Genomic DNA, 14,154 nt, shown 5'->3' with positions numbered 1-14,154 from the left:
TTACGGGTCAGCTCCACCTTCTCCAGGTGCGCGCTACCGCCCCGCTCGACCAGGATTGCGCCACCGTCCGCCTCGCCCTCCTTCTTCTCTTCCTTCTTCTCCTGCCCCGGGATCGACGGCGCCGCCTGCGAATCCGATCCGCCCGGCGAGCCTGATCCCGGCGTCATCGGCGCGGCACCGTACTTGAACTCGGCGGCGTTGCCGTCCTTGAGGGTGAGGTCCTTCAGGGTCAGTTCGCCGCCGTCAGCGACCCGGAAGAGCCGGAAGGCGTCCTCGGAGTCGCGCTTGATGGTGGCGTCGTTGCCCTTGATGGTGATGTCCTGCCGGATCGTGGGCAGGGCCGTGCCGGACTTCTTGTCGGCGAAGTCGAGCTCGTAGACGCAGTCCTTGGCCAGCTTCAACGTGCCACCGTGATCCCGGTTGGCCAGGTCGATGGCCTCGACCAGCTTCTCGTCGCGGCAGGGCACCTCCCGCACCCGGCGGCCGTGCTCGTCACGCTCCTCACCGCGCTCGCCCCGCTCCTTGCCGTCCCGGCCGTTCTCGTCCGCCCGGTTCTGCTCCTCGTGGGCCTCCTTCTCGCCACCCTTGCCGGCGTCGCTCGCATTCTGCGGCGCGGCCGCGTGGTTCTCCGCGACGCGCTGCGCGTCGTCGGACTTGTCGTCACGAGCGGCGAGGCCACCCAGCGCCGCCAGCCCGACGACGCCGGTCAGCCCGGCCACGCCGGTGGCGACCCAGATCGCCCGCCGCCTGCTCGTGGGCGGGGTCGATGGGGCCCCGCCGTCGGAAGTCGTTACGTCGTTGGACATCAGAGCCTTCCGCCCTTTCGGTTACACAAAGGGGTCGCACCGCCCCTGGCAGGGCGACCAGCTACAAACCGGTTGTAGCCTCTGATCCACACCGTATGAGAAGGATCCTCACGAGGCGGACGTATCTGAAAAAACCCCACATTCGCCTCACGGCAGGCGGCGGACACCGTTCGGCATGTGCCGGTGACGAGGGTGCCGCGCAGCGCAAACAGCGGCGGGCCCCACCACCGGCGGCACAACGACGAAAACGTCGCAGCCGTCGGCGGTGGGCCCGCCGTCAGGGTCGTCCGGCCGGGATCAGCCCGGCAGGCGCGGACCGGCCTCGCGCTGCTCGGCCAGCCACGTCTCCACCTCGTCCGAGCGGCGCGGCAGCCCGGCCGAGAGGTTCACCGCGCCGTCGGCGGTGACCAGGATGTCGTCCTCGATCCGCACGCCGATGCCGCGCAGCTCCTCGGGGACCAGCTCGTCCTCCGGCTGGAAGTACAGCCCCGGCTCGACGGTGAGCACGTAGCCCTCGCCGAGCGGACCGTCCCGGTACATCTCCTTCCGGGCGTTGGCGCAGTCGTGGACGTCGATGCCGAGCATGTGGCTGGTGCCGTGCAGGGTCCAGCGGCGGTAGACCGTCGAGGACGGGTCCATCGCCTCGTCCACGCTCACCGGCAGCAGGCCGAGGTCCTTCAGCGCCTCGGCCAGGACCCGCATGGCGGTCAGGTGCACGTCCCGGAACGCCACGCCCGGCTTGATCACCTCGATGCCGGCCTGCTGGGCGGCGTAGACCGCGTCGTAGACCTGGCGCTGGAGCGGAGTGAACCGGCCGTTGACCGGCAGCACCCGGGTCACGTCCGCCGTGTAGAGGTTGCGGTTCTCCACGCCCATGTCCATCAGCAGCAGCTCGCCCGGCCGGGTGGCGCCGTGGTTGTGCACCCAGTGCAGGATCGTGGCGTGCTCCCCGGCACCGACGATCGAGCCGTACCCGACGTCATTGCCGTCGTGCCGGGCGCGCAGCGCGAAGATGCCCTCCAGCAGCCGCTCCGAGACACCCCGGTCGGCCGGCAGCGCCCGGGCCACGTCCTCGAACCCGCGCACGGTGGCGTCGCACGCCTCCTGCAGCTGCGCGATCTCCCACTCGTCCTTGACCAGCTTCAGCTCCGAGATGGCGATCGCCAGCTCCCGGTCGCGGCCCGGCTGCCCCTCGACCCGGGCCCCGTCGTACGGGCGCACCGCCGCGTCCACCCGGGTGTCGAAGCCGCGCAGCACCCGGGTACGCCCCGGCGCCAGGTCGGCCAGGGCCGCGTCCAGCTCGGTCAGGTCGGCGGTGGGCAGGCCCAGCTCGGTCGACCTCTCGTGCAGCGTGGGCCGCCGGCCCACCCAGAGCTCGCCGTTGCGGCTGCGGAAGAATTCGTCGGTCGCCCGCGACGACCGGGGCCGCATGTACAGGGTGGCGTCGCCGCTCGGGCGCAGCACCAGCACGCTGTCCGGTTCGAGGTCGCCGGTCAGGTACGCGAAGTCGCTGCCCGCCCGGAACGGGTGGTCGGTGTCGTTGGCGCGTACCTTCTCGTTGCCGGTGGGGATGACCAGCGTCTCGCCGGGGAAGGCCGCGGCGAGCGCGGCCCGCCGCTTGGCGTAGTTGGGCACCTCGGGGCGGGGGCCGACCGGTAGTTCGCTGTCCCGCCAGCCCTGCCGCATGAACGCCAGGAACGCCTCCGGGAAGTCCGGGTCGTGTGATTCGGTGCCGTCCGCCGGCTTACCCTGCTGGGTCCGCTCCTCGGCCATGATCCGCCTCCTCCGCCTCGTCGCTGGTGCAGACGGTACCGCGCGCACGGGAGCGGGGAGAGCCTGCGGTGCCGGGACGGCCGCTCCGGGCGCGTGGAAAGATGGCCATCATGTGCGGACTCCTGGCCTTCTTCAGCGCGCGCGGTGACGCCGCCGCCCACCGCGACCACATCGCAAGCGCACTGGAGTGCCTGCACCACCGCGGCCCGGACGAGACCGGGGTCGAGGTGGTGGGCGACGCCTCCGGCCGCTACGCGGACGGGGTGTTCGCGCACAAGCGCCTGGCGATCATCGACGTGGCCCTCAGCCACGAGCCACTGCCCTACGCGAACGGCCGTTACCTGCTCACCTTCAACGGTGAGATCTACAACTACATCGAGCTGCGGGACGAGTTGATCCGGGACTTCGGCGCCCAGTTCGCCACCAACGGCGACGGTGAGGTGATCGTCGCCGGCTACCACTACTGGGGCGAGCAGGTGCTCACGAAGTTGCGCGGCATGTTCGCCTTCGTGATCTGGGACCGGCAGGAGCGGCGGGCGTTCGGCGCCCGGGACTACTTCGGCATCAAGCCGCTGCACTACCTGGAGACCCAGGACGGGCTCTACCTCGCCTCGGAGAAGAAGGCGCTGCTGCCGTTCGCGCAGTCGGCGTACCAGGGCGACGCCGGGATCGACACGGCCAACCTGAGCCACTACCTGACCCTGCAGTACGTGCCGGAGCCGGGCACCCTGCACAAGGGGATCAGCCGGATCGGGTCGGGGGAGTACCTGACCTGGACGCCGGGCGGCCGGATCGAGGTGCGCCGGTGGTACCGGCCGGTGTTCCGGCCGGCGCCGGTGGCCGACGAGCAGAAGCTCTACCACGAGATCCGGGAGACGCTGCGGGAGAGCGTCCGGATGCACATGCGCTCGGACGTGCCGGTCGGCTCCTTCCTCTCCAGCGGCATCGACTCCACCGCGGTGGTCGCCCTGGCCCGGGAGTTCAACCCGAACATCCTCACCTTCACCGTCGGGTACGACGTGCCCGGCTACTCCGAGATCGACGTCGCCCAGGACTCGGCCCGGCACCTCGACGTGACCACCATCCCGACCAAGATCGGGCCGCAGGACATGATCGAGGCGCTGCCCAGGATCGTCTGGCACCTGGACGACCCGGTGGCCGACCCGGCGCTGGTGCCGCTCTACTTCGTGGCGAAGAAGGCCGCCGAGCACGTCACCGTGGTGCTCTCCGGCGAGGGCGCGGACGAGTTCTTCGGCGGATACACCATCTACCGCGAGCCGCTGTCGCTCAGCACGGTCAACGGCCTGCCGGGCGGGGTGCAGAAGGGCCTGCGGGCGGTGTCGAAGGCGATCCCGCAGGGCGTCAAGGGCAAGAGCTTCCTGGAGCGCGGCACCACCCCGATCGAACATCGCTACTACGGCAACGCCCGGATGTTCACCGAGGAGGAGAAGCAGCACCTGCTGCGTCGCTACGACCCCTCGGTCCGCTACACCGACGTCACCGCGCCGATCTACGCCGAGTGCACCGAGCTGGACGACGTCACCAAGATGCAGTACGTCGACCTCTACACCTGGCTGCGCGGGGACATCCTGGTCAAGGCCGACCGGATCTCGATGGCGCACTCGCTGGAGGTGCGGGTGCCCTTCCTGGACCGGGAGGTCTTCAACGTGGCGGCCGGCATCCCGGTCGACCTGAAGCTCCCGCCCCGCTCCGAGGCCACCAAGTACGCCATGCGCCAGGCGCTGCAGGGCGTCGTCCCGCCGGCCATCGTCAACCGCAAGAAGCTCGGCTTCCCGACCCCGACCCGGGTCTGGCTGCGCGGCGAGATGTACGAGTGGGCCCGGCACGTGCTGGCCACCTCCGGCGCCGGCGACCTGATCGACCTGTCGTACGCGATGCGGCTGCTGGAGGAGCACAAGCGGGAGGAGGCGGACCACTCCCGCAAGGTGTGGACCGTGCTGATCTTCTGCATCTGGCACGCCATCTTCGTGGCCAAGACCCTCGACCCGGGCATCCAGCGCAACCAGTCGGCCCTGCTCACCAAGCCCGTCGTCGGCAGCATGGTCCGCTGACCCAGGTCGGAAGGAAGGGCCCCGCGGGTCGAACCGGGGGCCCTTCCTCACTGCGCGGGTCGGGTCACCGGCCGGTGCAGGTGACGGTGGGCAGGGTGTTGGTGCCGGAGGTGTTGGCGGTGAAGCCGAACGTGGTGGTGCCCTCCGGCGCGATGGTGCCGTTGTAGGGGGCGTTGGTGACCGTCACCGCCGCCCCGCTCGTGTTCGGCGTGCCGTTCCACAACTGGGTGATGGCCTGATCGTTGGCCCAGGTCCAGTTCGCCGTCCAGCCGCCGTACGTCCGGGAGCTGTGGTTCATGATCATGACCTCGCCCTGGAAGCCGCCCGGCCAGGCGTTGACCACCCGGTAGACCGCCATGCAGTCGCCGCCCGGCGGCGGCATGGTCGGGCTGGTGGTGGGCGTCGGCGACGGGCCGGTCGGAGTCGGCGTCGGCGTGGTGGGGGTGGGTGACGGCGTGCCGCCCGAACCGATCCCGGTCACCTCGCCGTTGCCGCCGTCGAAGGTCACGTCGGAGCAGCCGAAGAAGTTCTCCTGGCTGTCCGAGCGGACCCAGCGTGAGTAGATGATGTGCCGGCCACTCTTGTTCGCCGGCAGGGTGCCGGTGAAGTAGTAGTGCCCGTCGTTGGTGCCCACCGAGCCCCGCTGCGGCGGGTTGGTGACCGTCAGGAACGGCTCCTCCAGGTCGCTCCAGGCCAGCGGCCGGGTCGGGCTCCAACTGTCCCTGGTCACATAGAAGTAGAAGGTGCCCGGGTGGTGGGCCCAGTTGCTGTAGCGGAACTCCATCGTCCGCCCGGCGGTCAGGTGGGTGATCGGCCAGTCGTTGCGCGCCTGGTCGTAGCCGCTGAAGTTGGGGTTGCCGCCGCTGCACAGCCTCCCGTCGGGGATGAAGCCGACGGTCCGGCCGCCGGCGTCGGAGCGCAGCACGCTGAACCAGTTGTAAAGCGAGTTCGCCCCGTTCTCGGCGACCGCGGCCCCGCAGGCGGGGTTGTTGGGCCTGATCTCACCGGTCTGGGTGAGGCCGTCCTTCCAGCACAGGTAGGTCCGGGCGCCCGGGGTCATCGCCGCGCCGTGCGCGGCGGCCGGGTCGGAACCGGTGGCCAGGGCGAAGGCGCCCAGGGCCAGGGTGGTGGCCGCGGTGAGCAGCGCGGCCGTACGGGATCGGTGCACGGGTTCTCCTGACTCGCGGGACGGGACCCGCACCGGTCCGCCCCGCTGTGACGAGCGGATGTGACGATCGCGGTGCCACGCCCGGCGGTCGGAGTGCGGCCGGGGCCGTCGGGAGGCGTACACCGCCTGCGGTCCGTGCCACGGACCGGTGTGCCCTCGCGTCGGCTCGACCCGGCGGCCGGCGGCGCGGCAGCCCCCGCGCCACTCCGGCAGGCGCAATCCCATCACGTCCGGGTACCGCAGGCAATAGTCGAATCTCGATGCGATCGGTCGCCGCCGGTACGGTCTCGGTGTCGTCCCCGCGCGCCGCGCCCGGGCGATGCGCCAGGATCGGGGTACGACGGTTTGGAAGGAGCCAGGATGGGCTACGCGGTGGTGCTCGGCGAGGCGCTGGTCGACCTGCTCGAGACCAGGTACGACGGCGAACCCGGCTACCGGCAGGCGATCGGCGGCGGGCCGCTCAACGTGGCCGTGGCGGTGGCCCGGCTCGGCGGGGACGTCGAGTTCGTCGGGTCGTTCGGCGATGACGCGCTCGCGAAGCGGATCCGCGTCTTCCTGGGCGCGGCCGGCGTCGGGCTGGCCGGGGCCGTCACCGTACCGGCGCCGACGGCGCTGGCGGTGGCCACCTTCGCCGGCTCGGAACCGGACTTCCGCTTCTACGGGGAGCCCCGCTCGTACGCCCTGCTCACCCCCGACGACCTGGACGTGGCCCTGGTCGAGGGCGCCGACGTGCTCTACTGCGGCTCGATCGTGCTGCTGCACCCGCCGGTGCTGGCCGCCGCCCGGCGCGCCTGGGCGATCGCGGGGGCGTTGCGGGTGTTCGACCCGAACGTCCGTCCCCGGCTGCTGGACGGCCACGGCGCGCTGGACGGGCTGCGCGAGGTGGTCGCCGAGTTCGCCGCGAGCGCGCACCTGGTGAAGCTGAGCAGCGCCGACGCCACCCTGCTCTACCCCCGCGAGCCGGTGGAGGGAGTCGCCGCGTACCTGCGGGAGTTGGGCGCGGCCACCGTGGTGGTCACCCTGGGCGCGGACGGCGCCCTGCTCGCTGCCGGCGACGACGTGGTTCGTATCCCCGCCCCGAAGGTCCGGGCGGTGGACGCGACCGGTGCCGGGGACTCGGTGATGGGGGCGCTCATCGCCGAGTTGCTCGCCGCCGGCGAGCCGGTGGACCCGGTCGGCTGGCGGGAGCGGGTCGCCTTCGCCCTGCGCGTCGCCGGGCTGGTCTGCGAGTCTCCCGGTGGCGCCGTCGCCATGCCCGCCCGCGACGCCGTGCTCGCCCGCTTCCCCGCCTGACGGTCGGGGTCAGCGGGCGCGGGCGAGGGTGTGCACGGCGAGCAGGGAGAGCGCGGCGGTGACGGCCAGGACGGCGGCCATCGGTGTCGCGCTGCCCTCGCCGCCCAGCCCCACCAGCGGCGCGGCGAGCGCACCCACCACCGACTGGATGCCGCCCAGCAGCGCGGCGGCGGTGCCGGCGTGCCGGGCGTGCGCGTCCAGCGCCAGCGCCGTGCTGTTCGGCGTCACCATGCCCAGCGAGCCGACGAAGACCAGCAGGGGCGCCGCGACCAGGGCCAGGCTGCCGGCGAGCGCCCCGGTCAGCACGCCGACGGCGGCGACCGCGCTGACCAGCAGGGTGGTGACCAGGAGCCGGCGCGGGTCGTACCGGTCGAGCAGCCGGGCGTTGACCTGCCCGGTGGTGACCAGGGCGAGCGCGTTCAGCCCGAAGACGAGGCTGAACGCGGTCCCCGACACGCCGAAGACGTCCTGGAACACGAACGACGACCCGGAGATGTACGCGAAGAGCCCGGCGAAGGCGAGGCCCTGGGTCAGCGCGTACCCCAGGTAGACCCGGTCGGCGGCCAGCGACCGCATGGTGCGGGCGGTGGCGGCCAGGCCGCCGGTGCTGCGTCGTTCGGCGGGCAGGGTCTCCGGCAGTCGCAGCGCGACCGCGACGGCGAGCAGCAGCCCGATCGCCGCCAGCGTGAGGAAGACCGCCCGCCAGGACCCGTATCGCAGGACCAGGCTGCCGACGCTGGGCGCGGCCACCGGTGCCACGCCGAAGATCAGGGTGAGCCGGGAGAAGTACTTCGCCGCGGCCCGGCCGGCGTAGAGGTCGCGGACCACCGCCCGGGCGACCACCACCCCCATCCCGCCGGCCACGCCCTGGGCGAGGCGCGCGGCGGCCAGCGCGGGGGCGTTCGGCGCCGCCGCGCAGACCAGCGCCAGCAGCGCGTACGCGGTGACGCCGACCAGGACCGGACGCCGCCGCCCCCAGCGGTCGCTGAGCGGGCCGGTGACCAGTTGGCCGAGGGCGAGACCGATCAGGCAGGTGGTCAGCGAGAGCTGGATCTGGGCCTGGTCGGTGCCGAGTTCGCGGGTCATCGCCGGGAAGGCCGGCAGGTACATGTCCAGCGAGAGCGGGCCGATCGCGGTGAGGGTGCCGAGCAGCACGAGCAGTGCCGTCCCGCCGGCGCGCGGGCCCGCCACGACGGTGGCCGGTGGCGGAGTCGTCAGCGCGGTCTGGCTCAACGCGGGTCCCCCAGGGTCGATGATCGCCGACTAACCTTAGCTCTGTAGGCAGAACTATTGCGCTGTGAAGTAGGTGACCTGGTGCCGACCGAGGAGACCGTCGCCCGGCTGGGCGCCCTGGTGGGGGAGCTGCACCGGCTGCTGCGCCGCAGCGCCGCCGGCCGGGCCAACCGGGAGGTCCTGCCCGAGGCTCAGGTGGAGCTGCTCCTGCTGGTCCGCACCGAGCCCGGCATCAGCGGCAAGGAAGCGGCCCGACGGCTCGGCACGGCGCCGAACACCGTGAGCACCCTGGTCCGCGACCTCGCCGACGCGGGGCTGCTGACGCGGGACCGCGACCCGGCTGACCGCCGCGTCGTCCGCCTCCGGCTCACCGACGCCGCCCAGGCCCGGATGGCCGATCACGCGGCGCACCGCAGCGCGCTGCTCACCGAGGCCCTGGCCGGCCTGGACCCCGCCGCCCGGGACGCGGTCCTGGGCGCCGTCCCGCACCTCGACGCCCTGCTCACCCGCCTGCGCCGGCCCCGCTCCGCCGATCAGCCCGTCCCGGCGGCCTCCGGCGACCGGAGCGTGCGCGAACCATGAAGTAGTGCCCACCTGCTGGTGGCTGGTGGCGAGGCCCCTACTTCCTGGATCGTGCGCGATCTTGCCGGCCGCTCCGCGACTTGCCGGCCGGCGTCAGGCGGTGCCGTCGAGCTCGGCGTAGCCGCGGCGGGCGGCGATCAGACCGGGACGTGCGCCGAAGGGCGACTCCGCGGCCACCCGCTCGGGCGGGGCGTTGCCGGTGTGACCGGCCCGGATCAGCCAGGCCTGCTGGACCAACTGGGCGTGCTGGGCCCGGACGAACTCCGGGTCGACCGGCGTGCCGTGCCCGGGCACCACGATCGTGTCGGGGGTGGTCATCCGCAGCAGCTCGGCCACCGCGTCCGGCCACTGCAGCGGGTACGACTCCTCGAAGGCCGGCGGGCCGCTCTGCTCCACCAGGTCGCCGGCGACCAGCACGTCCGCGTCCGGCACGTGCACCACCAGATCGGCGTCGGTGTGCCCGTGGCCCGGGTGGCGCACCACCACCCGCCGGCCGCCGACGTCGAGCACGGTCTCGGTGAGGACCGGGTGCGTCGGGGCCAGCAGCTCGGTCCCGGCCAGCTCGGCGGCGAGCGCCGGCTGCTCGTCGCGCATCTCCTCGTACGCCGCCCGGCGCAGCTCGTCGGGGCGGTCGCGCAGCGCGGCGGCGGCCAGCTCGTGCGCGTATACCGGGCGGGGCGGGTCGGCGGCCAGGGTGGCGTTGCCGAAGCAGTGGTCGAAATGGTGGTGGGTGTTGACGACGGTCCACGGGTGCGCGGTGACCGCCCGGGCCGCCTCGGCCAGCTGCCGGGCCTGCCCGACGGTGGAGAGGGTGTCCACCAGCAGCGCCGCGCCGTCGCCCACCACCAGCGTCACGTTGACCTGCAGCAGCGGCTCACGCAGCAGGTGGACGCCGTCGGCGACCTCGACGAACCGGACGGTCATGACGCCTGCGAGGCGCGCTCCAGGAAGCGCTGCCGATCGACCAGCATCCGCTCGACCCGCCCGTCGGCCACGATCTCGTCGCCGTCGGCGACGGTCACCTCGAACAGCAGGCGCCGGCCGTCGACCTTGGCCAGCCGGGCCCAGGCGATCACCGTCCGCCCGACCGGGGTCGGCGCCCGGTGGTCCAGTTCGACGCGGAGCCCGACCGTGGTCCGCCCGGTCGGCATTCGGGTCGCGGTGGCCGCCACGCTCGCCGCCTCGACGAGGGCGAGCACCCTCGGCGTGCCGAGCACCGGCACGTCACCGGAGCCCACCGCCTGCGCGGTGTCGGCGTCCGTGACGGTCAGCTCGACCCGGGCGGCCAGGCCCGGCGCGAACGGCGTCTCCGGCTGCTCCTGCATGCCCCGAGCCTAGACGAGCCGGGGCCGAGACGCCCGGTGTCCCCGTCGTCGGTGCGTCGACCGACGGGTGGTCGGCGTCAGTCGATCCGTAGCCCGCCGTTAACCTTGACCGCGATGGCCGTCGTGACAGACCCCCAGCCCCCCGCCCGGACCGGCACCACCTCCTCGCCCGACGGCGGACGCCGTCGGGTGGTGGCGATGACGATCTGGGGGGTCGCCTTCGTGGCCGCCTGGCTCGCCATCGGCCTGCCGACCGATCCCGCGTACGCCTTCCTCTGGATCTGGGCGGGCACCATCGCCTGGCACTCCGCCAAGCCGTGGCGCAGCCACCTGCGCTTCGCGCGGGACTGGATCCCCGTGGTGCTGCTGCTGGCCGTGTACAACCTCTCCCGGGGCTTCGCCGACAACGGCGCGACCCCGCACGCCATGGAGTTGATCGTCGCCGACCGGTTCATGCTCGGCTGGGCCACCGGCGGCGAGGTGCCCACCGTCTGGCTCCAGAAGCACCTCTACCGGCCCGAGGTGCACTGGTGGGACGTGGCGGTCAGCTGGGTCTACTTCTCGCACTTCGTGGCGACGTTCGCCGCCGCCGCGGTGCTCTGGATGCGCGACCGTTCGCGCTGGGCGGCGTACATGCGGCGCTGGGGTTTCCTCTGCGCGGCCGGGCTGGCCACCTACTTCCTCTACCCGGCCGCCCCGCCGTGGTGGGCCGCGCAGAACGGCCTGCTCACCGAGGTCGCCCGGATCTCCACCCGGGGCTGGAAGGAGATCGGCATGCACGGCGCGGGCAATCTGCTCAACGCCGGGCAGATCGCCTCCAACCCGGTTGCCGCCATGCCCTCGCTGCACACCGCGTTCGCCCTCTTCGTGGTGCTGTTCTTCCTGGGCTCGGTGCGGAAGCGCTGGTGGCCGCTGCTGCTCGCGTACCCGCTGGCGATGACCTTCACCCTGGTCTACAGCGGCGAGCACTACGTGATCGACGTGCTGGTCGGCTGGGCGTACGTCGGGCTGACCTTCCTGGTGGTCGGCCTGGCCGAACGCTGGTGGGCGGCCCGCCGGGCGCGGCGCGCGGCGGCGGCACCCGCCCGGGGTCCGGCTCCGACCGTGCCGGCCCCGGCCGCCCCGGTCGACGCCGCCCCGGTCGACGTCGAGCCGGCGATCGCCGACCCGGTGCCGGCCGAGCGCTGACACGTGCCGGCGGAGCGTTGATCTTGTTCAGTGGCGCCGGCTGCCGTCGGCGTGCCGGGCGGCGTGCGCCCGCGCGGTCAGCTCGGCCGCCAGGTCCCACGCCTCGGCCAGGTCCCGGTCGGGCGCGGCCGCGCCCGACCCGCCGGCGGTGTCGGCGTGCACGGTGGCCAGCCGCAGCCGCCGCTGCGCCGGCCCCTGGGTCACCCGCACGCTCTGGATCCGGGCGTACGGCACCACCGTCAACTGGCGGGTGAGCAGCCCGGAGCGGGCCACGAACACCCGATCGTCGAGGCCGGCGCCGACCGCCGTGCGGGTCAGCGGGCGCAGCCAGCGCGCCCGCCGTGGCGGCGGCGTCGACGGCAGCGCGCCCAGCCGTACGCCGGACAGCACCTCGGCGACGATCAGTTCCCCGGTTCGCGCGTCGCCGACCGGCAGCAGCCGGTCCGGCCGGTTCCGGTCGTCCGGCTCGGCGGCCGAGTAGCCGGCCACCTCCAGCCGCAGCCGCAGCCAGCCCTTCATCCGCCAGAGCAGCGGCCAGGTCACCCGGACGGTCTGCACCCGGTGCAGCGGGACGGTCTGCACCCGCGTCTCCAGCAGGCCGTTGTGGACGCGCAGCGTGTCGTCGTCCCGGTCGAGCCGGAACGACCAGTCGTCGAGCACCCGGCGCACCGGTTGCAGCACCACACCCGCCATCGCGGTGATCGTGCTGGCCACCGCGATGAACGACCACGACCCCTCGGAGAGGAACTGCGCCACCACGAACGCCACGCCGAACGGGAGCAGGAACGCCTGCGGGGTGAGCAGCTGGCTGACCAGCAGGTCCTGGTTGCGTACGGCGTGCAGCCGCCGGCCGGCCGGGGCCGGTGGCGGCGGCGCGCCGGCCGCGGGCGGGACGACCTCGGGCGCGCGGCCGGCGACGGCGAGCAGCCGCTGCCGCAGCGCGACCGCCTCGGCGACCCCCAGGTACGCCAGCGGCGCCTCGGTCTTGCCCCCGCCGACCACCTCCAGCCGCAGCTCGGCCAGCCCGGTGAGCTGCGCCAGCAGCGGCCGGACCACCTCGACGGCCTGCAACCGCTCCAACGGGATCGCCCGGGTACGCCGCCAGATCAGGCCCTCGTGCACCCGCAGCTCGCGGCCCACCACGTGGTAGCCGGTGTTCCACCAACTGACCACGGCCAGCACGGTGGCGCCGGCGGCGAAGATCGTCACCAGCACGGCGAACCAGCCGAAGCCGACCCGGGACAGCGTCGACCAGGAGAGCCCGGCGATGACCACGACCAGGGACTTCGCGCCGTGCAGCACCGGGCTCAGCGGGTGCAACCGCTGCCGCGGCTCCGCACCCCCCGGTGCGGGCGAGGTGGGGTGCCCCGGCCAGCCGGGACCGGGTGCGGGTGGCGGCCACGGGCCGGGCCCGGCCGGGCCCGGCCAGCCGGCCCCCGACGGCCCGGGCTGCCCATAGCCGGGTGGGCCGTAGCCGGGTGCGCCTTGGCCGGGTGGGGGCGGCGCGGGCGGTCCGTATGCCGGGGGGAACGGTGACGGGGATGGGGCAGCGGGTCGGTCGTCGCCGGCGGCCCGGTGCGGTGGCGGAGTGCCGGGCTCGAAGTCGGCCGGGGGCGGGTCCGGCTCGGGTGCGGCCGGGCCGTGACTCACAACCCCTCCGCCCGGTCCTCGCCCAGCGCGGTCAGCCGGTCCCGCAGTCGGGACGCCTCCGCCGGCCGCAGGCCGGGCACCCGGGCGTCGCTCGCCGCCGCGGCCGTGTGCAGTTGCACCGTGGCCAGGTCGAACGCCCGCTCCAGCGGGCCCGCGGTCACGTCGACGAACTGCATCCGGGAGTACGGCACGATGGACAGCCGCCGGACCAGCAGCCCGTGCCGGACCAGCAGGTCGTTCTCCCGCTCGGCGTACCCCCAGGCGTGCACCGCCCGGACGATGGTGACCGTCCGCCAGGCGGTCAACAGGACCGCGACGCCGAGGGCGGCGACGGGCAGCCAGTGGCCGGTGACCGCCCAGGCCACGCCGAGCACCACCAGCGCCACGGCGAACCCGATGCCGAGCCGGATCAGCTCCACCCAGATCAGGTCGCGGGAGATCGGCTGCCACCGGACCGTGTCCGGCCAGGGCTCCAGCGGGCCGGGCGGGGCCGGCTGGCGGCCGGCCAGGTCGTCACCGTTCACCGCGGTGATCCGCTGCGCTCGCTCACGCCGCCTCGCTTCGCTCGACGGCGGCGGGGCGCCACGCTGCTGAGCTGAATGGTTCGCTCGCTCACGGTTCGAGCGTAGGCGATTGCGGGACCGGCACCACCTCGCGCAGGAAGCCGCGCGCGTCGAGGAACGCCCCGAGGGACTCCCGGTGGTCGGGACAGGCCAGCCAGGTCTTGCGCCGATCGGCGTCGTGCAGGCGGGGATTGTTCCAGCGCAGGGCCCAGACGGCGAGGGCGCGACACCCCCGCGCCGAGCAGATCGGCGCCTCGTCGACGGGAGTGGGAGTGGTCACCGGGGCGAGTCTAGGCCCGCACGCCCGGGAAGCTTAGCGCCGGGCGGCCACGGGGGGAGCCGCCCGGCGACGGGGTGAATCGTACACACGCTGGGCCCCTTGTTGTCCACCCGTGTTCAGCGTTTTCCGTGCGGAGGGACGGCGCGGCGAAAATCGTCCCTCTCCCACCCTCGGCTCTCAGCCGGGCATGACAGTCTTGATACGCACGACACCGCGACGAC

12 protein-coding genes and 1 pseudogene are annotated in these 14,154 nt (G+C 73.5%); 4 read left to right on the top strand and 9 right to left on the bottom strand.

The window, feature by feature from the left end:
• A pseudogene (locus ACGF4F_RS31040) lies at positions 1-806 on the bottom strand (hypothetical protein); the annotation flags it as partial.
• Positions 807-1,103: 297 nt separating this feature from the next.
• Complete coding sequence (locus tag ACGF4F_RS31035) at positions 1,104-2,579, bottom strand: aminopeptidase P family protein (protein WP_393082846.1); 1,476 nt, start codon at positions 2,577-2,579, stop codon at positions 1,104-1,106.
• Between the two features lie 110 nt (positions 2,580-2,689).
• On the opposite strand from ACGF4F_RS31035, the gene asnB reads away from it, so the two are divergent.
• Positions 2,690-4,651, top strand: a complete 1,962-nt coding sequence (gene asnB, locus ACGF4F_RS31030; protein ID WP_393082843.1) for an asparagine synthase (glutamine-hydrolyzing) — start codon at positions 2,690-2,692, stop codon at positions 4,649-4,651.
• Between the two features lie 64 nt (positions 4,652-4,715).
• Here the strand turns inward: asnB and ACGF4F_RS31025 are convergent, their stop codons facing one another.
• Positions 4,716-5,819, bottom strand: coding sequence for a lytic polysaccharide monooxygenase (locus ACGF4F_RS31025; RefSeq protein ID WP_393082840.1), 1,104 nt, complete (start codon positions 5,817-5,819; stop codon positions 4,716-4,718).
• 360 nt (positions 5,820-6,179) lie between these two features.
• Here ACGF4F_RS31025 and ACGF4F_RS31020 point away from each other — a divergent pair, with 360 nt between their 5' ends.
• Positions 6,180-7,112 carry a carbohydrate kinase gene (locus ACGF4F_RS31020; RefSeq protein ID WP_357441986.1) on the top strand — a complete coding sequence of 311 codons (933 nt, stop codon included), beginning with the start codon at positions 6,180-6,182 and terminating at the stop codon, positions 7,110-7,112.
• Positions 7,113-7,121: 9 nt separating this feature from the next.
• On the opposite strand, the gene ACGF4F_RS31015 is transcribed toward ACGF4F_RS31020, so the two are convergent.
• A complete protein-coding gene (locus tag ACGF4F_RS31015; RefSeq protein ID WP_393082836.1) occupies positions 7,122-8,345 on the bottom strand; it encodes a multidrug effflux MFS transporter in 1,224 nt (407 codons plus the stop codon).
• Between the two features lie 81 nt (positions 8,346-8,426).
• Here ACGF4F_RS31015 and ACGF4F_RS31010 point away from each other — a divergent pair, with 81 nt between their 5' ends.
• Positions 8,427-8,927, top strand: a complete 501-nt coding sequence (locus tag ACGF4F_RS31010) for a MarR family transcriptional regulator (protein ID WP_357441985.1) — start codon at positions 8,427-8,429, stop codon at positions 8,925-8,927.
• A gap of 93 nt (positions 8,928-9,020) precedes the next feature.
• On the opposite strand, the gene ACGF4F_RS31005 is transcribed toward ACGF4F_RS31010, so the two are convergent.
• Both ACGF4F_RS31005 and ACGF4F_RS31000 read right to left on the bottom strand, forming a co-directional pair.
• Positions 9,021-9,851, bottom strand: a complete 831-nt coding sequence (locus ACGF4F_RS31005) for an MBL fold metallo-hydrolase (RefSeq protein ID WP_357441984.1) — start codon at positions 9,849-9,851, stop codon at positions 9,021-9,023.
• Positions 9,848-10,252 (bottom strand): hotdog domain-containing protein, encoded by a 405-nt coding sequence (locus tag ACGF4F_RS31000; protein WP_357441983.1) that lies wholly within the window; start codon positions 10,250-10,252, stop codon positions 9,848-9,850. Before ACGF4F_RS31000 ends, ACGF4F_RS31005 begins: the two co-directional genes overlap by 4 nt.
• A 114-nt stretch (positions 10,253-10,366) precedes the next feature.
• On the opposite strand from ACGF4F_RS31000, the gene ACGF4F_RS30995 reads away from it, so the two are divergent.
• A complete protein-coding gene (locus ACGF4F_RS30995; RefSeq protein ID WP_357441982.1) occupies positions 10,367-11,440 on the top strand; it encodes a phosphatase PAP2 family protein in 1,074 nt (357 codons plus the stop codon).
• 27 nt (positions 11,441-11,467) lie between these two features.
• Here the strand turns inward: ACGF4F_RS30995 and ACGF4F_RS30990 are convergent, their stop codons facing one another.
• The 3 genes from ACGF4F_RS30990 to ACGF4F_RS30980 form a co-directional block, all read right to left on the bottom strand.
• Positions 11,468-12,760 carry a PH domain-containing protein gene (locus ACGF4F_RS30990; RefSeq protein WP_393082831.1) on the bottom strand — a complete coding sequence of 431 codons (1,293 nt, stop codon included), beginning with the start codon at positions 12,758-12,760 and terminating at the stop codon, positions 11,468-11,470.
• A 326-nt stretch (positions 12,761-13,086) separates the two neighbouring features.
• Entirely contained in the window at positions 13,087-13,614 is a 528-nt protein-coding gene (locus tag ACGF4F_RS30985) for a PH domain-containing protein (protein ID WP_073838248.1), read from the bottom strand.
• Between the two features lie 88 nt (positions 13,615-13,702).
• On the bottom strand, positions 13,703-13,933 hold the full coding sequence (locus tag ACGF4F_RS30980; protein ID WP_357441980.1) for a hypothetical protein: 231 nt from the start codon (positions 13,931-13,933) through the stop codon (positions 13,703-13,705).
• Positions 13,934-14,154: the final 221 nt, after the last annotated feature.

It is taken from the genome of Micromonospora sp. NPDC047740 (assembly GCF_043204735.1).
Taxonomy (GTDB): domain Bacteria; phylum Actinomycetota; class Actinomycetes; order Mycobacteriales; family Micromonosporaceae; genus Micromonospora.
Note: the sequence above shows the minus strand (reverse complement) of the source record. Positions and strands in the feature narration are given on the sequence as shown.